The sequence below is a fragment of the Frigoribacterium sp. PhB116 genome, assembly GCF_004364285.1.
GTDB lineage: Bacteria > Actinomycetota > Actinomycetes > Actinomycetales > Microbacteriaceae > Frigoribacterium.
Genome location: NZ_SOBE01000002.1, coordinates 84,035 through 107,523, shown reverse-complemented (window position 1 = coordinate 107,523; position 23,489 = coordinate 84,035). Strand labels below are relative to the sequence as shown.

Annotated in this window: 23 protein-coding genes; 13 read left to right on the top strand and 10 right to left on the bottom strand. The window is 74.6% G+C overall.

The window, feature by feature from the left end:
- Positions 1 to 284: 284 nt before the first annotated feature.
- The 6 genes from EDF20_RS15875 to EDF20_RS06865 form a co-directional block, all read right to left on the bottom strand.
- Complete coding sequence (locus EDF20_RS15875; RefSeq protein ID WP_208292601.1) at positions 285 to 2,150, bottom strand: copper homeostasis protein CutC; 1,866 nt, start codon at positions 2,148 to 2,150, stop codon at positions 285 to 287.
- Complete coding sequence (locus EDF20_RS06885; RefSeq protein WP_347876490.1) at positions 2,147 to 3,295, bottom strand: asparaginase; 1,149 nt, start codon at positions 3,293 to 3,295, stop codon at positions 2,147 to 2,149. The genes EDF20_RS15875 and EDF20_RS06885 overlap by 4 nt, the downstream gene beginning before the upstream one ends.
- A gap of 35 nt (positions 3,296 to 3,330) precedes the next feature.
- Positions 3,331 to 4,269, bottom strand: coding sequence for an amino acid ABC transporter permease (locus EDF20_RS06880; protein ID WP_123547624.1), 939 nt, complete (start codon positions 4,267 to 4,269; stop codon positions 3,331 to 3,333).
- Entirely contained in the window at positions 4,266 to 4,910 is a 645-nt protein-coding gene (locus tag EDF20_RS06875) for an amino acid ABC transporter permease (RefSeq protein ID WP_133738194.1), read from the bottom strand. The genes EDF20_RS06880 and EDF20_RS06875 overlap by 4 nt, the downstream gene beginning before the upstream one ends.
- 188 nt (positions 4,911 to 5,098) lie before the next feature.
- On the bottom strand, positions 5,099 to 6,058 hold the full coding sequence (locus EDF20_RS06870) for a glutamate ABC transporter substrate-binding protein (RefSeq protein ID WP_233569089.1): 960 nt from the start codon (positions 6,056 to 6,058) through the stop codon (positions 5,099 to 5,101).
- 68 nt (positions 6,059 to 6,126) lie between these two features.
- Entirely contained in the window at positions 6,127 to 6,855 is a 729-nt protein-coding gene (locus EDF20_RS06865; protein ID WP_133738700.1) for an amino acid ABC transporter ATP-binding protein, read from the bottom strand.
- A gap of 219 nt (positions 6,856 to 7,074) precedes the next feature.
- On the opposite strand from EDF20_RS06865, the gene EDF20_RS06860 reads away from it, so the two are divergent.
- From EDF20_RS06860 to EDF20_RS06820, 9 genes are all read left to right on the top strand, one after another.
- Complete coding sequence (locus EDF20_RS06860; protein WP_123547622.1) at positions 7,075 to 8,259, top strand: ROK family transcriptional regulator; 1,185 nt, start codon at positions 7,075 to 7,077, stop codon at positions 8,257 to 8,259.
- A gap of 229 nt (positions 8,260 to 8,488) precedes the next feature.
- Positions 8,489 to 9,031, top strand: a complete 543-nt coding sequence (locus EDF20_RS06855) for a flagellar protein FlgN (protein WP_133738193.1) — start codon at positions 8,489 to 8,491, stop codon at positions 9,029 to 9,031.
- Positions 9,031 to 10,446 (top strand): flagellar hook-associated protein FlgK, encoded by a 1,416-nt coding sequence (gene flgK / locus EDF20_RS06850; RefSeq protein ID WP_133738699.1) that lies wholly within the window; start codon positions 9,031 to 9,033, stop codon positions 10,444 to 10,446. Before EDF20_RS06855 ends, flgK begins: the two co-directional genes overlap by 1 nt.
- A 5-nt stretch (positions 10,447 to 10,451) precedes the next feature.
- Positions 10,452 to 11,333, top strand: coding sequence for a flagellar hook-associated protein FlgL (flgL, locus tag EDF20_RS06845; protein ID WP_123547619.1), 882 nt, complete (start codon positions 10,452 to 10,454; stop codon positions 11,331 to 11,333).
- A complete protein-coding gene (locus EDF20_RS06840) occupies positions 11,330 to 11,722 on the top strand; it encodes a flagellar assembly protein FliW (protein WP_133738192.1) in 393 nt (130 codons plus the stop codon). The genes flgL and EDF20_RS06840 overlap by 4 nt, the downstream gene beginning before the upstream one ends.
- 266 nt (positions 11,723 to 11,988) lie before the next feature.
- On the top strand, positions 11,989 to 13,233 hold the full coding sequence (locus EDF20_RS06835) for a PQQ-dependent sugar dehydrogenase (RefSeq protein ID WP_133738191.1): 1,245 nt from the start codon (positions 11,989 to 11,991) through the stop codon (positions 13,231 to 13,233).
- A 230-nt stretch (positions 13,234 to 13,463) separates the two neighbouring features.
- Positions 13,464 to 14,654 (top strand): tetratricopeptide repeat protein, encoded by a 1,191-nt coding sequence (locus EDF20_RS06830; RefSeq protein ID WP_133738190.1) that lies wholly within the window; start codon positions 13,464 to 13,466, stop codon positions 14,652 to 14,654.
- Between the two features lie 72 nt (positions 14,655 to 14,726).
- Positions 14,727 to 15,182: a SprT-like domain-containing protein gene (locus EDF20_RS06825; protein ID WP_133738189.1), complete on the top strand. Its 456-nt coding sequence runs from the start codon at positions 14,727 to 14,729 to the stop codon at positions 15,180 to 15,182.
- 328 nt (positions 15,183 to 15,510) lie between these two features.
- A complete protein-coding gene (locus EDF20_RS06820; protein WP_133738188.1) occupies positions 15,511 to 16,155 on the top strand; it encodes a CGNR zinc finger domain-containing protein in 645 nt (214 codons plus the stop codon).
- Positions 16,156 to 16,301: 146 nt separating this feature from the next.
- On the opposite strand, the gene EDF20_RS06815 is transcribed toward EDF20_RS06820, so the two are convergent.
- Positions 16,302 to 16,607, bottom strand: a complete 306-nt coding sequence (locus tag EDF20_RS06815) for a DUF427 domain-containing protein (protein WP_123547613.1) — start codon at positions 16,605 to 16,607, stop codon at positions 16,302 to 16,304.
- Positions 16,608 to 16,658: 51 nt separating this feature from the next.
- Entirely contained in the window at positions 16,659 to 17,501 is an 843-nt protein-coding gene (locus EDF20_RS15870) for a phosphosulfolactate phosphohydrolase (RefSeq protein ID WP_208292600.1), read from the bottom strand.
- A 303-nt stretch (positions 17,502 to 17,804) separates the two neighbouring features.
- Here EDF20_RS15870 and EDF20_RS06800 point away from each other — a divergent pair, with 303 nt between their 5' ends.
- Entirely contained in the window at positions 17,805 to 18,296 is a 492-nt protein-coding gene (locus tag EDF20_RS06800) for a hypothetical protein (RefSeq protein WP_133738186.1), read from the top strand.
- 41 nt (positions 18,297 to 18,337) lie between these two features.
- Here the strand turns inward: EDF20_RS06800 and EDF20_RS06795 are convergent, their stop codons facing one another.
- Positions 18,338 to 18,664, bottom strand: a complete 327-nt coding sequence (locus EDF20_RS06795) for a DUF4333 domain-containing protein (RefSeq protein ID WP_123547610.1) — start codon at positions 18,662 to 18,664, stop codon at positions 18,338 to 18,340.
- A 157-nt stretch (positions 18,665 to 18,821) separates the two neighbouring features.
- On the opposite strand from EDF20_RS06795, the gene EDF20_RS06790 reads away from it, so the two are divergent.
- The 3 genes from EDF20_RS06790 (at position 18,822) to EDF20_RS06780 (ending at position 22,183) form a co-directional block, all read left to right on the top strand.
- The gene (locus tag EDF20_RS06790; RefSeq protein ID WP_233569148.1) at positions 18,822 to 19,448 is read left to right on the top strand and encodes a DUF1684 domain-containing protein; all 627 of its coding nucleotides are present in this window, start codon (positions 18,822 to 18,824) and stop codon (positions 19,446 to 19,448) included.
- 56 nt (positions 19,449 to 19,504) lie between these two features.
- Positions 19,505 to 19,909 carry a hypothetical protein gene (locus EDF20_RS06785; protein ID WP_133738185.1) on the top strand — a complete coding sequence of 135 codons (405 nt, stop codon included), beginning with the start codon at positions 19,505 to 19,507 and terminating at the stop codon, positions 19,907 to 19,909.
- Positions 19,910 to 20,320: 411 nt separating this feature from the next.
- Positions 20,321 to 22,183 (top strand): DEAD/DEAH box helicase, encoded by a 1,863-nt coding sequence (locus EDF20_RS06780; RefSeq protein WP_123547607.1) that lies wholly within the window; start codon positions 20,321 to 20,323, stop codon positions 22,181 to 22,183.
- Positions 22,184 to 22,412: 229 nt separating this feature from the next.
- Here EDF20_RS06780 and EDF20_RS06775 read toward each other — a convergent pair whose 3' ends face one another.
- Positions 22,413 to 23,327, bottom strand: a complete 915-nt coding sequence (locus tag EDF20_RS06775) for a hypothetical protein (RefSeq protein WP_133738184.1) — start codon at positions 23,325 to 23,327, stop codon at positions 22,413 to 22,415.
- Between the last annotated feature and the right edge of the window lie 162 nt (positions 23,328 to 23,489).

Sequence of the window (23,489 nt, the reverse complement as noted above, 5' to 3'; positions counted from 1 at the left end):
CCGTGCGCTCAGCGGACTGGCTGGCAGCTCGGGCACCACCAGGTGCGGCGCCGGCCGGGGTCGTCCGCGACCTCGGCGCGCACGAGCACGGTCGTGCCGCAGGGCAGGCACGGCCGCCCGGCGCGCCCCGCCACCCACCCTCGGGCCGTGGGCAGGCTACCGACGCCTCCGCCGCCGCCTCCGACACCGGCGCTCCGGCGCTCCCGCGATGCGTCGCACCCCTGAACGAGCGCCGCACCCTCGGGTTCGGGGGTGCGGCGCTCGTTCAGGGGTGCAAGGCCGCCTCAGGGGCGCGGCTGCTCCGCGAGCAGGTCCGACCGCGACCACGAGTCGACGACGCTCCCGCGCCCGCCTGCGCGGAACGCGAGCACCGCGGCGCCGATGCGCCCGCCGTGCGTACCGAGCTCGGAGAGCCGCACCTCGGGCGCGGCCCGCCAGGCCAGCCCGGCCGCGAGCTCGGCGCGCAGCGGGTCGACGAGGGCGGCGCCCGCGCGCGACACTCCCCCGGCGAGCACGATCACCGCCGGGTCGACGAGCAGCGTGAGCGACGTCAGGCCGAGCGCGAGGGCCCGGACGCCGTCCGCCCAGACCCGGTCGGCGACCGCGTCGACGCCGGTCCCGACGCCCTCGACGCCCCCGACCCGCGCGACGACGGCCGCCGTGTCGAGCCCGGGAAGTCCGCCGAGGGCCGCGTAGCGCCGGGCGACGCCGGCCCCCGACAGGTAGACCTCCAGGCAGCCGCGCTGGCCGCAGGTGCAGGCCTCGCCGCCGGGCACCGCCGGCACGTGGCCGAGCTCGCCCGCCGCCGTCAGGGCCCCGCGGACGGCGTGCCCGCCGCTCGTGATCGACGCGGCCACGCCGGTGCCGACGGCGACGAGCACCGAGTCGGCGACCCCCGCCGAGGCGCCGAACAGGCTCTCGGCCAGGCCGCTCGTCCGGACGTCGTGGTCGATCTCGACGGGCACCCCGAGCTCGGCGGAGAGGATCGGGCCGAGCGGCACGTCCGTCCAGCCGAGCGTGGACGCGAAGAGGACGACGCCGCGCTCGGCGTCGACCATGCCCGGCGTCACGACGCCCACCCCGACGACGTCGTGCCCCGAGGCGCGCGCCGCGGCCCGCAGCTCGTGCAGCAGGCCGACGACCAGGTCGATCGACTCTGCGCCGGTGGCTCCCGCCGCGACCGAGAGGGAGAGGACGGTCCGCCCCGAGTCGTCGACCACCGCCCCCTTGAAGGAGGTGCCCCCGATGTCGACCGCGACGACCGCGGACCGGGACGGGGCCGGGTCCGGCACCGCGCCTCCTGCGCTCTCGCCGCCCTGGACGTCCGCCGAGTCGGCGACCCTGACGGCGCCGGCAGGGCCCGCGACGCCTGCGACGCCCGCGACGTGAGGGTCGCGTGGACCGCGCCCGACGGCCGCGAGGAACTCCGCGACGACGGCAGGGTCGGTCCGCAGCGTCCCGTCGCCGCGCGGCGACGGCGACATCGCCCGCAGGTGCACCGAGGAGGCGCCGGTCGCAGCGAGCAGGGAGCCCACGCCCGCGGCCCGGACCCCGCCGCCGACGAGCACCTCGGGGGCGTCGCGGCTCACGGCCGACCGCCGCACGAGCTCGGCCAGCACGTCCGCGCCCTCGGCCGCGGTGCCCGGTCCGCCCGCCGTCAGGACGCGGCGCACGCCGAGCGAGCGCAGCACGTCGTACGCGGCGAGCAGGTCGGGCGTGGCGTCGATCGCCTTGTGGAACGTGACGGGCAGCGGCCCGGCCGCGGCGAGCAGCCGGCGCATCGCCGGCACGTCGACCTCGGAGGCGGGGGTCAGGGCCCCGAGGACCACGCCGACCTCGGTCCCGCCCTCCCGGCCGGCAGAGTCCCCGGCCGACAGCGAGGCCGCGAGCGCCGCGATCGCCTCGAGGTCGGCGCACATGACGTCGAGCTCGCCGTCGTCGTACGTGAAGTCGCCGCCGCGCGGACGGACGATCACCTGCACGCCGACGTGCCGCACGGCCCGGAGCACCGAGCGGACCAGCCCGGCGCTCGGGGTCGTCCCGCCCTCGAGCAGGTCGGCGCAGAGCTCGATCCGCTCGACGCCCGCACGGTCGGCCACGAGGGCGCCGTCGAGGTCGTCGACGCAGAGCTCGACGACGACGTCCGTCACGAGGCGTCGACCCCGGCGCCGCGCGCCCCGGCGTCGGCATCGCCGGCCCCGCGCGCCCCGGCGCCGCGCGCCCCCGTGACCCACGCCGCGACGTCCGCCCCGACCCGGATCTCGCCGACGGGCACCCCGCCGCCGAGCACCGGCAGCGCGGTCAGCGACCCGGCCCCGGAGACGTCCACGCCGAGCGCCCCGAGCACCTCGAGCGCGACCAGCGTCGTCGCCCGCGGGCTGCCGTCGACCACCTTCATCGACACGGCCTCGCCGGTCGACGTCGCCATCCCGATCACGCCCTCGGCACCGCCCTTGGCGAGCAGGCTGGGCACGCGGGTCATCGCGTCGCTGTTGGCGTGGGCGTTCCCGCCCACGTAGAAGGGGTGCGCGCGCATCGCGTCGGCGACGCGGCGGGCGGGCGTGCCCGCCTCAGCCGTGACGAGCGCCCGGAACGAGCGCGCCAGCCCCTCGACGGTCGTGCTGAAGAGGGGTGCGCCGCAGCCGTCGACGGCCGTGGCCTCCACGGTCGTGCCGGCCACCGCCTCCAGCGTCCGGCGGACGAGCTGCTGCAGCGGGTGGGAAGGGTCCAGGTAGGAGGCGGTGTCCCAGCCCGCGGACACGCACGCCAGCAGCATGGCCGCGTGCTTGCCCGAGCAGTTCATGCGGACGCGCGACCGGGTCTCGCCGTCGCGGATCAGCCGCTCGCGCGTCGCCTCGTCCTCGGGCCAGTCGACCGGGCAGCCGAGCGCCGACTCGTCGAGCCCCGCGCGGGCGAGGATGCGGCGGACGACCTCGACGTGCGCGTCCTCGCCGGTGTGGCTGCCGGCCGCGATCGCGAGCTCCTCGCCGTCGAGGTCGGCCCCGGCCTCGAGGCAGGCGAGCGCCTGCACGGGCTTGGTCGTCGAGCGCGGCAGCACCTGCGTCGCGCCGCTGCCGAGGTCGGCCGCGACGCGCCCCTCGGCGTCGAGCGCGACCAGCCAGCCGAGGTGCCGGCTCTCGACCACGCCCGAGCGCACGACGACGGCGAGCTCGGCGAGCGACGCGGCCGGGGCTGACGGTGCCGCAGGGCCGGCCGAGTCTGACGGTGCCGCAGGGCCGGCCGGGGCGGTCGGCGTCGGCAGACCGTCGGCACGGGAAGGGAGGGAGGGGGCCACGGTGTGCTCCTTGGTGACGGGGAGGGGAGGGAGGGTCAGTCGAGCGCGGGCGCCGAGGCCGGCGCCGGCACGGGAGCCGCCGCACGCCGGGGGCTGCGCCGCGACGGCCGTGCCCGCAGGCGGGCGGCGAGCGTCGACAGCGCCCCGTTGAAGACGAGGTACACGAGCGTCACGACGAGGAACGTCTGGATCAGGAGGTGGTTGAACGACGACAGCACCTGGCCGCGGTAGAGCAGCTCGGTGAACGCGACGATGTAGCCGAGCGAGGTGTCCTTGACCAGGCTGACCAGCTGGGTCACCAGCGACGGGGTGACGAAGCGGAGCGCCTGCGGCAGCACGACGAGCCGGGTCGTCTGCGCCGACGAGAGCCCGAGGCTGAGCCCGGCCTCGCGCTGGCCGCGCGACAGCCCGAGGATCCCTGCGCGGACGATCTCGGCGAACGCGGCCGAGTTCGCCACGGTCAGCGGCACGACGAGCTTCCAGATCAGCGGCAGGTCGAGGCCGAGCTGCGGCAGCCCGAAGAGCATCAGGTAGATGAGCAGCAGCACGGGCACCGTGCGGGCGACCTCGATGTACGCGGTCGAGAGCCAGCGCAGCGGGCGACGCGGGCTCAGCCGCCCGAGTGCGAGCAGGAGGCCCAGCGCGCCGCCGAGCACCGCGACGAGGGCGGCGGCCTGGATCGTGCCCCAGAGCCCCACGAGCAGGTACTGCCAGATCGGCCAGGAGAGGAACGGCGTCCAGCGGTCGGCGTCGAGCTGCCCGCGCGAGCCGAACTGGACGAGCCCGGCCGCGACGAGCCCCGCGAGGGCGAGCACGACGACGACCGACCAGAGCCGGATGGCGCGTCGCGTGCGGGGGCCCGGCTCGTCGTAGAGCGAGACCGTGGGCGCCTTCCGGACGGAGGCGGAGGTGGTGGCAGCGGCGGAGGCGGCGCCGCTGGCAGGACGGGCGGAGGGGGTGGTCGGCGTGGTCATCGGACGATCGCCGCCTTTCGTTCGAGGCGTCCGGCGCCGAGGCCGATGACGAGGGCGAGCACCATGTAGACGAGGCCGGCGGCGGTGAAGATCAGGATCGGCTGGGCCTGGACGAGGTTGAGCTTGTTCACGGCGCTGGTCAGCTCGACGACTCCGACAGCCGCGGCGAGCGCCGTGTTCATCGTGAGCGCGATCATCACGTTGCCGATCGGCTGCACGGCCGCGCGCAGCGACTGCGGCAGCACGACGAGCCGGAGCGTCTGCCCGAGGGTCAGTCCGAGGGCCCTGCTCGCCTCGATCTGGCCGTTGCCGACCGTGTTCACGCCGCTGCGCACCGCCTCCGCCACGTAGGCGGCCTCGTAGAGGGCGAGCACGAGCACCGTGGTCGGTGCGAGCGGCATGATCAGCCCGGCGTCGGGCAGGGCGAAGACGGCGAGGATCAGCAGCGCCAGCAGCGGCACGTTCACGAAGAACTGCGTGTACGCCCAGGCGGCGCCGCGCAGCACGGGCACCGGGCTGATCCGGGCGGCGGCGACGAGCGTGCCGAGCACGAGTGCCCCGGCGCCGGCGACCAGCGCCATCACGATCGTCGTGCCGAGGGCCGTGAGGAGCGGCCCTGCACTGTCGACGAAGAAGTCCATGGGGTCTTTCGGGCCGAGGGCGGGAGGTGCGGAGAACGTGGAGGTGCGGTGAACCGGAGGTGCGGAGAACGGGGAGGTGCGGTGGACGGGCCGACCGCAGGAGGTGCGGCTGCAGCGAGGCGACCGGGTGTCGGCCGGCCGTCGGGTCGCCCCCACGGCCGGCCGGCGCACCGGCGCCCGCGGTTCGGCTAGGAGCCGGGGACCGAGCCGATCTCGGGGGCGTCGGGGGTGTCCGACTCGACGGCCGCGCCGAGGGTCGCGTCCCAGACCTTCGCCCAGGTGCCGTCGTCCTCGATCTGCACGAGCCAGTCGTTGATGAACGCCTTGAAGTCGGCGTCGTCCTTGGCGAGGCCGATGCCGTAGGCCTCGGTCGTGAAGGGCTGGCCGACGACCTTGATCGAGTCGTCCGACGCGGCGTTCGAGGCGAGCAGCGTGAAGTCCTGCACGTAGGCGTCGCCGCGGCCCTGCTTGAGGGCCTGCATCGCCTGCGGGTCGGTCGCGAACGACACGAGCGTGGCGGTCGGCTGCTCCTCGGGCACGGCGGTGACGGCGGGCGTGTTGGCGCCGACGATGACCTTCTTGCCGCCGAGGTCCTCGATGCCCTTGATCTCGTCGTCGTCGGCCTTCACCGCGACTGCGAGGCCGGACTCCAGGTAGGGGCCGGCGAACGAGATCTGCTCGGCCCGCTCCTCCGTGATCGTGTACGTGTTGAAGACGACGTCGACGGTGCCGTTCTGCAGCAGGGCCTCACGGGTCTCGGAGGCCGGCGGGACGATCTCGACGTTCGGCTCGCCCAGGATGTAGATGGCGAGCAGCTTGGCGAGGTCGGCGTCGAAGCCCTGCACGTCGTCGGGGTTCGACGGGTCCTGCTGCGAGAGCAGCGGCGCGTCGAGGGCCTCGCCCACGATCAGCTTCCCGCGCTCCTTGATCTTCGCCATCGTCGAGTCGGGCAGGATGTCGGCCGCGTCCGCGACGACTGCGTTCGCGTAGACCTCGTCGAGGGCCGAGGCGGCCGAGGAGGCGCTGGGGTCGGCGCCGGGGACGGCCGAGCTGTCGCTCGAGCAGGCCGCGAGGCCGAGCATGGCGACGACGGCCACGGCTGCCGGGACGACCCGACGCAGGCGGAGGGGGGAGGGGGAGGTGCGCAAGGTGGTGCCTCTCTTCGATGGGGCTGCTGTGGGAGGTGGTGCTGCGGGAGGTGCGGAGGGGGAGGAGGTCAGTGGGTGAGGATCTTCGACAGGAACGCCTTCGCCCGGTCGGACTCGGGGTGGTCGAAGAAGGTGGCCGGGTCGGCCTGCTCGACGATGCGGCCGTCGTCCATGAACACGACGCGGTCGGCGGCGCGACGGGCGAAGCCCATCTCGTGGGTGACGACGATCATCGTCATCCCCTCGGCGGCGAGGGAGACCATCACGTCGAGCACCTCGTTCACCATCTCGGGGTCGAGCGCCGACGTCGGCTCGTCGAAGAGCATCACCTTCGGCCGCATCGCCAGGGCACGGGCGATCGCGGCCCGCTGCTGCTGGCCGCCCGAGAGCTGGGCGGGGAACGCGTCGGCCTTGTCGGCGATGCCGACCCGGGCGAGCAGCTCGAGCCCGTGGGCCTGGGCGTCCTTCTTGGGCTCCCCCCGCACGGTGATCGGCGCCAGGGTCACGTTGTCGAGGATCGTGCGGTGCGCGAAGAGGTTGAACGACTGGAACACCATGCCGACGTCCGAGCGGAGGGCGGCGAGCGCCTTGCCCTCCTCGGGCAGCCGGACGCCGTCGACGAGGATCTCGCCGCTCGTGGTCGTCTCGAGCCGGTTGAGGCAGCGGCAGAGCGTGGACTTGCCCGAGCCGGAGGGGCCCACGACCACGACGACCTCGCGCGGTGCCACGCTGAGCGTGACGTCCTTGAGGACGTGGTGCTCGCCGAAGTGCTTCTGGACGTCGCGCATCGTGATCATGTCGTTCGCGCTGGTGCCTGAGGCGGTGCTGTCCACGCTGGTGCCGCTTTCTCGAGAGGTGCGGCAAGGGGGCCGCGTCGCCGTCCGGTGAGGTCGTCGTCCGTGTGGGACGGGAACCTACTGTGCGATTGTTACACGTAGATTTCGATCAACTTCGTGCAATACTGGAGGAACGCGACCAGCCTGACCAGGTTCGCGACCGATCATCGCGAGGGGCCCATGACGACGACCGAGGCGTTCCGCGCCCCTCCCCGCCACACGCCCCAGGCCGTCGAGGTGCTGCGTCCGCTGAGGACGGGCGCCGCGAGGTCACGCGCGGACCTCGCCCGGGTGACGGGGCTGTCGCCCTCGACCGTCGCCTCCCGCGTGGAGGACCTGATCCGTCTCGGCCACGTCGTCGAGACGGGCGAGGGCGCGTCACGGGGCGGCCGCCGTCCCCGGCGGCTGCAGATCCGGGGCGACGCCGGCCTCGTCGGCTGCGTCGACCTCGGCGTCGACCGCGCGTCCTTCGGGCTGGTCGACTTCTCGGGCGCGCTGCTGGCCGAGCGCCACGTGGCCCTGGACGTGGCCGAGGGGCCGACCGCGGTGCTGTCGGCGTCGCTGGCGCACCTCCTCGGGATGCTCGACGAGCTGGGCGACCCCGAGCACGCACGCCTGAGCGGCCTGTCGGTGGGCGTGCCCGGCCCCGTCTCGTCGACGACCGCGCGCATCGTCTCGCCCTCGCGCATGCCCGGCTGGAACGGCGTCTCGGTCGCCGAGGTCGTGCAGCGCGAGATCGACCTGCCCGTCGTGGTCAACAACGACGCGAACCTCATGGCGGCCGGCGAGCTCGTGGCCGAGGGCGACGAGGCCGTGCCCGCCGACCAGGTCTTCGTCAAGGTCGGCTCGGGCATCGGCTGCGGCATCGTCTCGCGCGGCGAGCTCTACACGGGCAGCAACGGCTGGGCGGGCGACATCAGCCACGTCACGGTGCCCGGCGCGACCGCCGTCCCGTGCTCGTGCGGCCGCACCGGCTGCCTCGACGCGCTCGCCTCGGGCAACGCGCTCGTGCGCGAGATGCAGCTGGCCGGACACGACGTCGCGACCGTCGAGGCGATGATCGACCTGGCCCGCGACGCGCACCCCCTCGCCACCGGCCTGCTGCGCGGAGCCGGGGTCATGACGGGCGGCGTGCTCGCGACCATCGTCAACTTCTTCAACCCCGACCGGCTCGTGCTCGGCGGCGTGCTGGCCGACTCGGATGTCTTCGTCGCCGGCGTCCGCTCGACCCTCTGGGCCGACTGCCTGCCGATGGCCACCGACCAGCTGACCGTCGAGGTCACGCGCCACCAGGGCTCGGGCGGGCTGCGAGGGGCGGGGCGGGTGTTCCTCGACCAGGTCTTCTCGGTGCGCGGCCTGGCCTGAGCCTGCGGTCGCATCGTGCAGGAACCTGCGCGCGAGGGTTCCTGCGTCGTGCACGAGTCAGGACGATCGGTCCCCCCGCCGTGCGACTCAGGACAGATGTTCCTGGATGAGGAGGGGCAGGCGGACGCCCGTCGCCTAACGCCGGACGGCGGGACGCCGATAGTCCCCCGTGCAGAGGACATCACCGCTCCCCTGCACCACCCGACGACCCCCTGACCGAGGAGGCCCCATGGGCGCGAACGAGCTGTCCGCGCTGCTCTGGCGTGAGCGAGAGCTGCTGGAGCTGCTGACCTTCAAGCTGGAGGAGGAGCAGCTGCTGCTCACCGCCGGCCGCACCCGCTGGATCGAGCACGCGACCCGCGAGGTCGAGCAGGTGCTCGAGCGCCTCCGCGAGGCCGGGCTGGCCCGCGCCGTCGAGGTCTCGTCGGTCGCCCAGGAATGGGGCACGGACGAGGAGGCGCCCCTCCGCGAGATCATCGCCGCGGCTCCCGCGGGCCCCTGGGGAGAGATCTTCACGGCGCACCTGAGGTCGATGACCGACCTCACCGCCCGCATCGCGCAGCTGCGCGACGAGAACGAGCGGTTCCTCCGCGCCGCCGCCCGGGCGACGCAGGAGACCATGGCCACGGCGGCCGACGCGGCCGCCGGCAGCATTTACGACGCCAGCGGCTCGGTCGGGGGCGCCTCGGCGTCGCGCGCCGGACGTGCCGGCGCGGGAGCCGCCTCCGGCAGCCAGGCCTCCGGCGGTCAGCTCTTCGACGGGCGGCTGTGATGGTCAGCACCTTCGGCAGCCTGCACACCGCCTACACCGGCCTCGTCGCCGCCCGCACCGGCATCGACGTCACCGGCCAGAACATCGCCAACGTCAACACCGAGGGCTACACGCGCCAGCGCGTCGGCCAGAGCTCGGTCGAGGCCCCGGCCCGGACGGGCCGGTTCAGCGCCGGCGTCGTGCCCGGGCAGGGCGTCGCGGTCGACGCGATCGCCCGCCTCGGCAACGCCGTCGTCGACGGCCAGGTCCGCGGCGCCGCGGCCGCTGCCGGCTACCAGTCGGTGCGTGCCGACGCGCTCTCGTCCCTCGAGCAGAGCCTCGGCGAGCCGCGCAGCACGGGCATCACCGCCCAGCTCGGCGCCTTCTGGAACTCGTGGAGCGACGTCGGCAGCCACCCCGACCAGACCGGCCCCGCGTCGGTGCTGCTCGGCCAGGCGAAGACCCTCGCCGCGAGCATCGCCTCCGGCCACCAGGCCGTCGAGGACCAGTGGAGCGCCACCCGCGGCACCGCCCAGACCCTCGGCGTCCAGCTCAACGACGCCGCCCGCCAGGTCGCCGACCTCAACGGCCGCATCCGCTCGGCCGTGCAGGACGGCACCAGCGCCAACGAGCTGATCGACGCCCGCGCCCGCCTCACCGAGCAGATCGCCTCGATCGCCGGCGGCACGGTCCGCGACGCCGGCGACGGCACGGTCGACGTCCTGGTCGGCGGCAACGCGCTCGTCAGCGGCACCACGGCGCGGAGCATCGTCGTCAAGGGCGAGTTCGCGATGAGCGCCTCGACCGGCGTGACCGTCGAGTGGGCGCACCGTCCCGGCGACGCCGTGGCCATGGACGGCGGCAGCCTCGCCGGCGCCGTCTCGCTGCTCGGCCCCGCGGCCGGCGGACAGGGCGGCGCCCTCGCCGAGGCCGCCGCGTCGTACGACGCCCTCGCCACGCAGCTCGCGACGCAGGTCAACGCCGTGCACGCCGGCGGCGTCCGCGCCGACGGCCAGCCCGCCGGCCAGTTCTTCGCCCTGGCGCCCGGCGTCTCGGCGGCACGCGGCCTCACGGTCGTGCCGACCGGCGCCTCCTCGATCGCCTCGGGCGGCGGAGCGGGAGCCCTCGACGGCTCCGTCGCGCAGCGCATCGCGCAGATCGGCGTCGGATCCGGCTCGCCCGACCGCGCCTGGTCGTCGATCGTCGCCGGCATCGGAGCCTCCGCCAAGAGCGAGATGGCGCAGTCGTCGCTCGCCGACCTCGCCGCGTCGTCGGCGAAGAACCGGCAGCTCTCGGGCTCGGGCGTGAGCCTCGACGAGGAGAACGTCTCGCTGCTGAGCTACCAGCACGCCTACCAGGGCGCCGCACGCGTGATGACGGCCATCGACGAGATGCTCGACACGCTGATCAACGGCATGGGCCGGGTCGGGAGGTAGGGACGATGCTGACACGCGTGACGAACCAGATGACGGCGCTGCAGTCGCAGCAGCACTTGCAGGCAGGCTCCGTGCGCCTGGCGCAGGCGCAGGAGCGGGCCACGAGCCTCGACAAGCTGAGCCGCCCCTCCGACGACCCCACCGCCACGGCCGAGGCCCTGCGCGTGAAGAGCCTGCAGTCGGCCCACGCCCAGCACACCCGCAACGTCGCCGACGGCGACGGCTGGCTGAGCACGACCGACTCCGCCCTGATCGCTGCCGACTCGCTGATGGCCAAGGTGCGCGAGCTGACGCTGCAGGGCGCCAACGGCTCGCTGTCCCCGAACGCCAAGGAGGCGGTGGCCGTCGAGCTGGAGGGCCTCAAGGCCGACCTGCTGGGCGTCGCCAACACGAGCATCAACGGCCGCAGCGTCTTCGCCGGCACCTCGGACGCCGGGGTCGCCTTCCGCGCCGACTACAGCTGGACCGGCACCGCCGGCTCCAGCGTCACCCGCCGCATCGGGCCGGAGACGACCGTCGCGGTCGACTCGGACGGCTCCGCCGCGTTCGGTGCCGGCGCCTCCTCCGTCTTCGCCCTGATCGACGACATCGCGACCAGCCTCCGCACCGGAGGCGACGTCGCGTCCCACCTGACCACCGTCGACGCCCGTGTGTCCGGCCTGCGCAGCGTGCAGTCCGACATGGGCGCGCGACACGCCCAGCTGCTGAGAGCCGAGGACACCCTGATGGACACGAAGGTCACGCTGGAGGCACAGCGCGCCGGGCTCGAGGACCTCGACCTCGGCCAGGCCGTGCTCGACCTGCAGCTGCAGAACAACTCGTACCAGGCCGCCCTGCAGGTCACCGCGAAGGTGCTGCAGGTCTCGCTGATGGACTTCCTCCGATGAGCGCCGTGACCGCCCCCGTGGCGTTCGTCGCGCCTCCCTTCGGGCTCGAGCCGCTGGTCGACTTCGTCCTCGACGAGGTCGAGGGGGCGACCGGCCTGTTCGCGCTGCGGGCGACGGACACGTCGTCCGAGGTCCGCCTCTACGTGCTCGACGCCGCCGTGCACCTGCCCGACTACTCGCCGGTGCTGACCGACGAGCAGACCACCGGGCTCGACCTGCACGACGCCGCGGAGGCGCTGCTGCTCGTCGTCGCGACCCCCGCCGCCAGCGGCATGACGGTGAACCTGCTCGCGCCGGTCGTCGTCAACACGCGCACCGGCCAGGCCGCGCAGCTCATCCTCGAGGGCCAGGACTGGCCGCTCCGCGCGGAGCTCGCCGCGCGCGCCTGAGCCGCTCCCGCGCCCCGCGCGCGCCCGGCCCACCTGCCTCGCACCCCCGAGTGGACGATGCACCCCGTCGTTGCGGGGTGCATCGTCCACTCCGGGGTGCCTCGCGTGCGCCGGGCGTTCCGCGTGCGCTGCGTGCACCGCTGGCGAGTGTCGCTCATACGTCACGGTCCGGTGACGGAGTCGTCACGGTCGTGCAACGATGCGCCGCACCCGTCGCCCGGCCCGCTCCTCCTCGTGTCTGATTGAGGGACGAGGAGGCGCACCCCATGACACGAGACCGGCCCCGACACCGGCCCGCCCGGCGCACGCGCGCCGTGGTCGCCGGCGCCGCTGTGACGACGGCCCTCGCTCTGCTGGCCGGCTGCACCGGGGCGGGGACCTCGACCTCGAGCACGTCGTCGTCCGGCGCCGCGAGCGACGCCGCCGCGCCCGTCGAGACGACGCCGGGCCCCGGGCCCGTGGCACCGACCACGGACACGGCGGCCGTCCGCGTCGCCGACGACGCCGAGCCGACCGACGTCGCCACCGGCCTCGAGGCTCCCTGGTCTGTCGTGCGGCTGGATTCCGGGTCGTCGTTCGTGAGCCTCCGCGACAGCGGCCGCGTGGTCGAGATCGGCGACGACGGGTCGGTCCGCGACGTCGCGACGATCGACGGGGTCGTGCACCAGGGCGAGTCGGGCCTGCTCGGGCTCGCCGTGCTCGCGGGGTCGCCCTCGTACCTCTACGCCTACCTGACGACCGCCGACGACAACCGCATCGTGCGGGCCGCCATCACCGGGGCGGCCGGGTCGTACGGCCTCGGCCCCGTGGAGGACGTCTTCACCGGCATCCCCGCGGCCTCGAACCACGACGGCGGCCGCATCGCCTTCGGCCCCGACGGCATGCTCTGGGCCACGACCGGCGACGCCTCCGACGACGACGCCTCCCAGGACGAGACCTCGCTCGGCGGCAAGGTGCTGCGGCTCTCGCCGACCGGCGCCGTGCCGAGCGACAACCCGATGCCCGGGTCGCCCGTCTGGAGCCTCGGCCACCGCAACCCGCAGGGCATCGCCTGGGACGCGTGGGGCGGCGGCTGGGTCGCCGAGTTCGGCCAGGACACCTGGGACGAGCTGAACTCCCTCGCCCCCGGCGCGAACTACGGCTGGCCCGAGGTCGAGGGCCGGGGCACGTCGGGATCGACTGGGCCATCGGGCTCGTCAGGCCGGTTCCTCGAGCCGGTCCTGCAGTGGCGCACCGACCAGGCGAGCCCGAGCGGCCTCACGGCGGTCGGCTCGACCCTGTTCCTGGCCGGGCTCGGCGGCGAGGTGCTCTTCGAGATCCAGGTGCCCGAGGCCGGCGAGGCGACCTCGACCGAGCGGTTCTCGGGCGACGAGTCGCTCGGGCGGATCCGCGACGTGCTGCCCGGGCCGGACGGCACGCTCTGGCTGCTGACGAACAACACCGACGGCCGCGGCGACGCCCGGCAGGGCGACGACCGCATCGTCAGCGTGCCGCTGCAGCCGCTCGACTGACCGGCGTTGGGCTCCTGCGGGGTCGACCCGCACCTCCTGCGGTCCGGTCGTGGCCGCCGCCGCAAGGCGAGACAGATCCTGCTCGGCCGGCCTTGGCTGCCCAGCTCCCCCGGTCACGATGCGGCGGATCAGTCTCGAACTCGAGAAGAGCAGCACGGAAATCGAGAGGACGGCCGCCGAGCGCGCGCCGGACGGCCCGAACGACCACCCTGCGGTTACCCTCGTACTCGATGAGCCAGCACGACTCGAACCCCGGATCCGCGACCGGCAGCACCCGCCCCCGCAGCGTGCCGCCGGGCTCCGACGCGCCCTCGGGCCGCACCTCCCGCCCCGTGCCCGGCGTCGAGCCGATCAGCCTCCGTGTCGCCGTCGACGTGCGGACCGCCGAGGCCCGTCTCGCCGCCCTGGGCCAGAGCCGCAGCACCTCCGCCCTGGGCGAGCGCGCCGACCTGCTGCGCACCCTCGGCCGCCTCGACGAGGCCCTGGCCATCGCCGAGGAGGCGTTCCGCCTCGCCCACTTCACCGGCGACCGCGCCGACTCCACGGCGGCGCGCATCCGCCGTGCGCACGTCCTGCGCGAGCAGGGCAAGCTCGAGCGCGCGCTCGGCGACCTGCACACCAGCCGCATCACCGCCTCCACCGAGGAATGGCGCGTGCTCGAGGCCACCGCCGCCGAGCTCGAGGGCTACACGCTCTTCGACCTGGGCCGGTACGACGAGAGCGACGAGGTCCTCACCGCCGCGCTGACGGCCTACGAGCAGGCCGGCGCCGCCCGCGACCGGCTCGACGCGCTCCGCACGGTGATCGAGGGGCTGATGCGGGCCGCGCACGAGGGCCCCGCGCACGCCCGCGAGACCGGCTCGATCACGCCGATCGGCCGGGCCGCGGCGGGCGCCCACGCCGCCGTCGTCTCGCCGCCTGAGGCGGGCGACACGAACCCCTCGGGCCTGCCCCGCGTCGGGGACGGGTCGTCCGCGACCGCGACCGCCGCCGTCGGGCACGACGGCCAGGGCGAAGGAGGCGCGCAGCAGTCCCCGGAGCACGCGGACGCCCCGGCTCCCGCGTCGGCCCCGGCCCCCGCTCTGCAGGCCCCTGCGCCGATCGAGCCTGCCCTCGCCGCCGCGATGCGGATCGATCCCGGTGACGCGCCCGCCGCCTCCTCGGCGCCTGCCGCCCCGTCAGAGCCCGTGCTCGACAAGCCGTCGACCCGCGCCGACACCAGCCTCTGGGGCAAGATCTCCAGCCTCGCGGCGAACGCCGCCGGGCACCGCGACCGAGACGGCGAGCGTGCCGTGGTCGTCGACGCACCCGCGGTCGACGACGACGGCGAGCCCCGCCGCGGCGCCACCGGCGTCACCGGGGTCGTCGACGGACTGCCGCGCGACGACGAGCCGACCACCTGGCCGTTCCCGGCGCGCTGACCTGCGCGTCGATGCTGCACCGCACCTCCTCGTGACGCCCCGGACCTCGGCGTCCGTCGGGAGGCGCTGACCGTGGCCGACCTCGAGCGGGTGCGGCGCTGGGCCGACGCCCTGATCGCCCTGCACCTCGACCCTGCCGTGTGGAGCTTCGGCTTCGACGCGGCCAAGACCCGTGCGGGGCTCTGCGACTACGGCAAGAAGCGGATCACCGTCTCGCGGCACCTCGCGGGCAGGTACGAGGACGACGAGATCCATCAGGTGCTGCTGCACGAGGTCGCGCACGCCGTCGCCGGGTCGCGGGCGGGCCACGGTCCGCGCTGGAAGAGCGTCGCCACCGAGCTCGGCTACGTCGGCGGCCGGCTGCACGACGGGGCCATCGCCTCCGAGCTGGCCCCGTGGGTCGGCGTCTGCGCCGCCGGACACGAGCACTTCCGCTACCGGGAGCCGAAGCGGCCCCTCGCCTGCGGTCGCTGCTCGCGCCGGTACGACCCCGCGCACCTCATCACCTGGACCAAGCGCGCGGTCTGAGGCTCGGAGCCCCGAGGTCGCGCCCCTCACGCCAGACGCCGGGCACCCGGCACCGAGCGCCACGTTGTACTTCTGCCGAATTTGAGAGAGATCCGCCAGTCGGCGACCCAGGACTCAGGCCCGCGGCGAGTCGTCTGCCAGATCTCTCTCGCTTTGCTGCCGCTGCCGCTGCCTCCGCCCCGTGGTGCCCGCAAATGCCGACCGCAGAGCCTCGACACGTTCGGGATGCGCCTCGACACGTGGCGTGTCGCGCTCCCCCGGTCGGCATGTGCCGACCAGACAGCTCAGGAGGCGCGGGCCGGGCTGCGTAACCAGCTAGGGTGGTCAGATGACGACTGGGCAGTGGCTGCGCTCCGACACCGGCACGCGCTGGTTCTTCGACTCCGGGGCGCTCGCGCTCGACTTCGCGTACCTCGGCGGGTTCCGCGCCGGCTCGCGCCTCGGCCCCGAGTCGGGTCTCGCTCAGCCCACCGACGGCTCGTCGCCCTGGGACGGCCTCCTGCTGCCCGCCGACCTCGACGACTGGCTCTCCGAGCGGTTCCCCGGGGTAGGCGGCGGAGCCTCCGACCGCGAGCTCGCGGACGCCCGTGGCCTCCGCGACGCGATCGCCCGGTTGGCCGTCGCCGCGGTCGACGGAGCCTCGCCCGACCCCGGCGACGTCGACATGCTCAACCTGTTCGCCGCGACGCCGGACGTGCCTCCCGCACTCGCCGGGGGCCGCCGTCAGGCCGGCGCGGGGCGGCTGCGGCTGGGTCAGGCGCTCGCCTCGGTCGCCCGCGACGGGGTGCGGCTCTTCGACGAGGTGGGGTTCGGCGGCGGGGACGAGTCGCGCCTCCGCCGCTGTGCCAACCCGCTGTGCGGTCTCGTCTACCGTGACGAGTCGCGGGCCCGCAGCCGCCGCTGGTGCTCGATGCAGCGCTGCGGCAACCGGGCCAAGGTCCGCGCGCATCGGGCGCGTTCGGCTCAGCGGTGACGCGCCAGCGTCACGCCGAACGCGCCGGGTGAGCCTGCAGCCCACCGCCACACGCCACACGCCACACGCCACACGCCCGAACGAGCCTCGCACCCTCGAATTCAGGGGTCCGATGCTCGTGTGGGGGTGCGAGGCGGCAGGTGCGCCTACTCGACGACCTGCACGTCCTTCCAGAACGCGACGTAGCCGGTGTAGTCCTTGCCGACGCGGTCGAACGACGCGGGGATCGGCGTCGGGTAGCTCCACGCGCGGTCCTGCAGCAGCGTCTCGCCGTCCTTCACGCTGAAGTACTGGGTGTCGCCCTTCCACGGGCAGTGGTACTGCGTGGGGCTCTTCTCGAAGAGCTCGTCGTTGACGCTCGCGGGCGGGAAGTACCAGTTGCCCTCGATCGAGATCAGCTCGTCCTTCGGTGCCTCGGCGACCACGGTGCCGTCGCTCAGAACTGCCTTCATCGTCCACTCCTCTGGTCGGGGGCTCGGTCGGCCCCCGTGCTGAGCAGAACGCTACGCCGGCTCGCTCTGTTCCCCGTGCGAGCCGTGCGCGCGAGAGCCGTCCAGGCGCAGCGCGTCGCCGCCGCCGCTAGCTCCGCCATCGGTGCCCGCACCGGCGTCGTCGCCCGCACCGGCGTCGTCGCCCGCACCGACGTGGGTGCCCGCACCGGCGTGGGCACCGCCGTCTCGGCCGGTCGCCTCCGCCACGAGGGGCACGCGGTGCACCGTCGCGACCGCGGCCGGTGTCCGGGCCGCGACCAGCGCCTCCTCACGTCCGGTCGCCGCGAGCTCGGCAGCGGACGAGGAGGCGGTCAGCAGGTGGGACTGCGCCCCCCGCAGCGAGACGGCGGCGGCGCACGCGACAGCGGCCTCGGGCGACGAGAAGTCGATGCCGGAGGCGGCGAGCGCGTCGACCACGGCCCCCGCGGCGAGGACGTCCTCGACGGCGGAGCGGAACCCGTCGTCGTCGAGCGCGCCCGCGGCGACCACGGCCACGACCGCGCGGTCGCCCCGCTCGGCCTGGCGGTCGAGCACCCGGCGGGCGACGTCGGCCGAGGAGGCGGCGGTCGCGTGCAGCACGAGCGCCCCGGCGTCCGAGACGGCGGCGACCGCGTCGAGCACGTCCGCCGTCGAGAGCAGACCGTGCCCGTCGAGGACGTCGACCACGACCACGACGTGCGCCCCGGACACGACGCGGGCCGCACCGGCGACGCCCTGGTCGAGGCGGACCTGGTACTTGGACTGGTGCGGCTTCCGGCGAGGGGGCTGCGGCTCCTGCTTCTGGTGCGGGGCCGTCTGCTGCGGGGCTGTCTGCTGCGGGGCCGTCTGCTGCGGGGCCGTGCGGGATGCGGTCACGTCCTCAGGGTAGGTCGGGGCGCCTCCTCGGGTCGGTGCGTTGCCCCGCGTTACGACGGGCGCGGACTGCGGGCCGCGAACTCAGGGGTCCGGGCTCAGGGCTCCGGCTCCGGCTCCCGGCTCCTGCTCCTGCTCCTGCTCCGGCTGCACCATTCAGGAAGTCACGACCCGCGCCTCCTGGACCGTGCACGACTCAGGACCGCGAGTCCCCCCGCCGCACGCCTCAGGACAGATCTTCCTGAACGAGGAGAGCCCCGCGAGCGCCGCGCCCGCCGCCCAGCCCACGGGAGCAGACTCGTCCACATGCACGTGCAGCTCAAGATCCGACTCGCCTGTCCCGTCGACGCCGCGGCCGACGCCCTGCGCGACCCCGCCGTCATGGTCGCCGTGACCAAGCCGCTGGTGCGCTACCGCTCGCTCGCGCCCGAGGGCTTCCCCGACCGCTGGACCGAGGAGGCGCACCCCGTGACCGCGCACATCCTGGGCCTGCTGCCCCTCGGCGACACGCACGTCGACCTCGACTGGCACGACCGTGACGGCGCCTGGATCCAGCGCGACACCGGGAAGGGCACCGCCGGCCAGTTCTCGCGGATGCGCATCGACCACCGCATGGCCGTGTCGCCGCTCGGCCCGGACGAGACCCTGCTGCGCGACCGCCTGGTGTTCCACGCCGGGCCGATCGGCATCGCGCTCTGGCCCGGGCTCTGGTTCGTCTGGCAGTGGCGCGCGCTCCGGATGCGCGCCCTCGCGCCGGGCTGGCGCGCACCCGAGGCGCACCCGCGGCACGCGGGCTGACCAGGAGGGCCGGGGCGTGACGCGCCCGGCCCCTCCCGCTCCTACTCCTTCGGCTGCTCGTCGACGGCGACGTCCACGTGGTAGTCCTCGCCGCCGTCGGTGCTGATGGTCACGAGCGAGTCGTAGACGACGTCGTAGCCCGGCGTGTTCACGTCGCAGTGGACCTCCCCACCGTCCACCACGTCGATCGCCTCGTCGCCACAGTCGACGTCGGGCCGGGTGCCGACGGACTCCTCCAGGCCGTCCGCCACGGTCGTGGCGAATTTGTCAGCCGACACGGTCCGGTTCGCCTCGACGGTGCAGCCGGCGAGGCCGGCGGCCAGCACGGCGATCATGACGACGCTGCCGGCGGTGTGCAGTGCCCGCATGGTGTTCCCCCTCGTTCCGGGGAACGCCCCTCGCTCCCCGCCGTCGAGTCTGGCACCGACACCGTGCGTCCCGACTACCGTCGCCCGCGTGACCGACCCGACCCCCACCTCCTCGTCCCCCTCCGCCGCAGGCGACACCGGCGCAGCCGCGCCGCTCGTGCCCGACACCGACTCGGGCCTCGCGCTGGCCGCGTGGCGCCGGACGATCCACGGGCTGTACCGACAGGTGCGTGAGGCGACCGACCTCGAGGCGGCGCACGACCTGTGGCGGCGCACCCGCGACGAGCTCTTCACGACGAACCCGGTCACGCCGCTGCTGCCCGAGGACAGGCCTCACTTCACGGGCCTGCCGACGAAGCCGTACGACGCCGCCTGGCGCTTCGAGGTGCCGATCCTGCCCGCGGAGCCGCACCGCATGGTCGTCGAGACGGGCACCGACGGCGACGTGCCCTTCGACCGGGTAGGCCGCGCCGAGGTGCCGGGCGTCGGCTCGCTCGACGTCTGGCGGCTGCGCTCGTACGGGGGCGGCCTGTTCGTCCCGGTCGGGGACGCGCTCGCCGGCAAGCCGGGCGGCACCTACGGAGGCGGTCGGTACCTGATCGACTCCGTCAAGGGCGCCGACCTCGGGCCCGGCTCGGAGCCGGGCACGATCGTGCTCGACTTCAACTTCGCCTACAACCCGAGCTGCGCCTACGACCCCGCGTGGGCCTGCCCGCTCGCGCAGCCGGGCAACCGCGTCGCCGTCGAGATCCCCGTGGGCGAGCGGTACTCCGGGGCGCACTGAGCCCCCGCCCGGACGGCGCAGCAGGGGCAGGACGACCTGTCCGCTAGCGTGGCCGCATGACCGCGACGACGCCGCCCGACGGCTCCTCCTCCGCGACGCCTGCCCCGTCCTCGCCCGAGGTCGTGACGGAGGCGTTGCTCGCGCTCGGCCGCGACCCCGCGAACCCGTTCACGGTCGCCGTCGAGGGCGGCAGGATCGTCGCCACCTGGGTGTACCAGGACGCCCGGGGAATGCTCGGCAGCAGCCGCTCCAGCTACCGGCTGCGCATCACGCTGCTGCCCGAGACCCATGAGTACAAGCGATCGGAGATCAACACCGAGCGCAGCGTCGGGACGGCGTCCGGCTCGTACACGTTCAACTCGGCGAAGGTCGTCGGTCCCGTCAAGCGGACCCTCGCCGCACACGGCTGGCACCGTCGGAGGACAGCCCTCGGCAAGGCGATCCGCGGCCTCTTCTCCTAGGTCGACCCGCCTGCCCGGCGGGCGCAGGCGGGCTGTCCGGCCCGCGCCTCCTCGCGTGCCGGCCCGCACCTCCTGGGTGCCCGGCTCGCACCTCCTCGCGTTCTGCGACGAGTGCCGCTAAGCTGGGGTCACTTGCGAGTCGGCCCGACCGGCTCCCTGCGTCGTAGCACGCCCCTCCTCGCCTCTCGCCCTGGCACACACCCAGGCACCCAGCAGGCGCGCGAAGCTCACTCTGCGGCGAAACGATCGTGCACACCTGCACCGTCGCCACACCTCGAGCCCGGCTACGACAGCCGCTCACCGGCTCTGCACCGCCGTTCTCCGGAACGCCCACGACCACCGTGTCCAGGCGACCAGGACGCGTGGCCCGCAGCCTCGGCCCGGCTCGACACCTGCCCCTGAAAGGCACGCATGTCACTCACCACCGACTCCCCCGTCGTCCCGGCCGCCGACGCGACCGACGCTCCCGCCGTCTCGTTCGCCTCCCTCGGGGTCCCTGCCCCGATCGTCTCCGCCCTCGCGAAGGACGGCAAGGAGAACGCGTTCCCGATCCAGGTCGACACGCTCCCCGACACCCTCGGCGGACGCGACGTCCTCGGCCGTGGCAAGACCGGCTCGGGCAAGACCCTCGCCTTCTCCATCCCGATGGCCGCGCGCCTCGGCGGCAAGCTCGCCGGCGGCAAGCGCCGCCCGGGCCGCCCGCTCGGCCTCGTGCTCGCCCCGACCCGCGAGCTCGCCACGCAGATCGACGCCGTCCTCGCGCCGATGGCGGCCGCGTACGGCATGAACACCACCACGATCTTCGGCGGCGTCTCGCAGAACCGCCAGGTCCAGGCCCTCAAGTCGGGCGTCGACATCGTCATCGCCTGCCCCGGCCGCCTCGAGGACCTGATGAAGCAGGGCTTCATCAAGCTCGACGCCGTCGAGATCACCGTGCTCGACGAGGCCGACCACATGGCCGACCTGGGCTTCCTGCCCGGCGTCACCCGCATCATGAAGGCCACCCCGAACGACGGCCAGCGCCTGCTCTTCAGCGCGACCCTCGACAACGGCGTGGACAAGCTGGTCAAGCAGTTCCTCCACAACGAGGTGCTGCACTCGGTCGACGAGGCCAACTCGCCCGTCGCCGCGATGACCCACCACGTCTTCGAGACGCCCGACCTCGACAGCAAGAACGCCCTCGTGCAGAAGCTCGCCTCGGGCAAGGGCCGCCGCATCCTCTTCATGCGCACCAAGCACCACGCCAAGAAGCTCGCCAAGAAGCTGACCGAGGCCGGCATCCCCTCGGTCGACCTGCACGGCAACCTGTCGCAGCCGCAGCGCGACCGCAACCTCGCCGCGTTCCAGGACGGCACCGCCCGTGTGCTCGTCGCCACCGACGTCGCCGCCCGCGGCGTGCACGTCGACGACATCGAGCTCGTGATCCACGTCGACCCGCCCACCGAGCACAAGGCGTACCTGCACCGCTCGGGCCGCACCGCTCGGGCCGGAGCCGAGGGCGACGTCGTCACCCTCGTCATCCCCAGCCAGAAGCGCGACGTCGCCCAGCTGATGAAGAAGGCCGACATCAAGCCGACCACCACGGCCGTCACGACCTCCTCCCCCGAGGTCGCGGCGCTCGTCGGCGAGGTCGCCGCGTACGTCAAGCCCCTGCCGAAGTCGGCCGTGCAGCAGCAGCAGGGCGGCAACGGCGGAGGCGGCGGAGGTCGCTCGCAGGGCGCCAACGCCCAGCGCAAGCGCGCCGCCCGCCAGGACAGCACCGGCGCCCCGATCGCTCGTGCCGACCGCTCGGGTCGTCCCGCTGCGGGCGGCGGGCGTGCAGGAGGCGCGGGTCGCGACGGCGGGCCCGCCCGCTCGGGCGGTCGTGACGGAGCACCCCGTGGCGGACGTGACGGTCGTGACGGCGGTCGCTCGCGCGACGCGGCTCCCCGCGGCGGCGCCTCGACCTTCTACTCGACCGAGTCGGGCCGCGGCGCGGTGTCGCCGGTGCGCGACGGCGGCGCCCGCGACGGCGGCGCTCGCGACTCCGAGGCTCGCGGCACCCGCCAGCCCGGACGCCGCGCCCAGAGCGACGGCGGCCAGAGCCGCACGAACGCCGTGCGCAACGACCAGGCCGACTTCGCGGCGTCGCAGGGCGAGCGTTCGCAGGGCGGTCGCTCCGGCGGCGGCTCGCGTCGCGCCTCCTCGGACGGCGGTCGTCCCGGCGGCCTGAAGGTCGGCGGACTCGTCGGCGGCAAGCCCCGCAGCGGCGGCGGCCAGCGCGGCGGCCGCTAGGCCCCACGGCACCACCTGCACCCACGCCCCCGGGCGGCGCCACCGCGCCGCCCGGGGGCGTCGCGCTGCGCCCGCCGCAGCCGGTTCCCCCGACGCCGGACCGCCCACGCTGCGAGCCTGCGCCGCGCGCTGCACCCCCGAGCCCGCACGACACCTCCGGAACCGCTGGTGCAGTGCCGGACAGGGGGGGCACCGCGCGGCGGGGACCACGCGCTCGGGCGGTACCGCCTCAGCAGACGCCCGCGCGGGCGAGCTTCCGGAGGAGCGGCTCGACCGCGAGCGCCTCCGCCCAGCCCCAGCGCACGACGGTGCGGACACCGGGCAGTGCACGCAGGGCGTCCTCCCGCAGCTTCTCATCGACGACGACCTGCTCGGCGGTGCGCCCTGCGCGCATCGCGGCGTCCCTGTACTTCACCTCCCCGTCGAACTCGCCGATCACCCCGCAGCACGGCCACCAGAAGTCGACGAACCCCACGAGCGACCCCTCGGCCGGCAGACGGGCCTGCAGCTCGGGTCGCGTCAGCCCCGCGGAGTGCATCGCGGCGCGGCTGATCGACTCCCCGGGCGACTCGGCTCGCCCGTCGGCGAAGGCCACGGAGGCGGCGGCCCGCCGGCTGCCCTGCGCACGACCGCGCTCGGCGAGGACCCCCTCGAGGTCTTCCCGGGAGAACGCGCCGACGGCGAGACCGTGGTCGAGCACGACGGCCCCGCCACGGAGGTCCCGTCGGCGGACGACGTCGACCGCTGCCCGTCGCGGCAGCACCACCGGCAGCCCCTGGACCACGGAGGTCTCGTCGTCCCGCAGTGCCACGGCATGTCGGTGCACGGTCGAGCTGACCTTGGTGCGCGGGCGTCCCCGGGACACGACGTGCACCCGCGTCGGCCACTCGCCCAGCAGCGGGAAGCCCTGCAGCGCCAGGGCCGACTCGTGCGACACGAACGTGTCCGGCCCGAGCCGCGGCACGACCGCGTGCACGCGGGCTCCGTGCTGCTCTGCGCGGGTCAGGGCGGCCCACGCGTCGGCGCGGACGTACGCCCCTGCGGTCAGGCGGACGAGGCGCCCGCGCCGGGCGTCGCGCTCGAGGGTCGAGCTGTCGCCCCCGTCGGCCACGACCTCCTGCCGGAGGATGAGCAGTCCTGACATGTCACGCACGAGACGAACATGTCGCAGGCGGTCCTCGGGTCGCGACCCGCGCCTCCTCGGCTGTGGACAAATCGCCGGCCGCACCCTCGGATCCGATTGCACCCGCGGATCCGCATCGCACCCTCGGTTCCAGGGGTGCAGCGCGGGTTCAGGGGTGCAGCG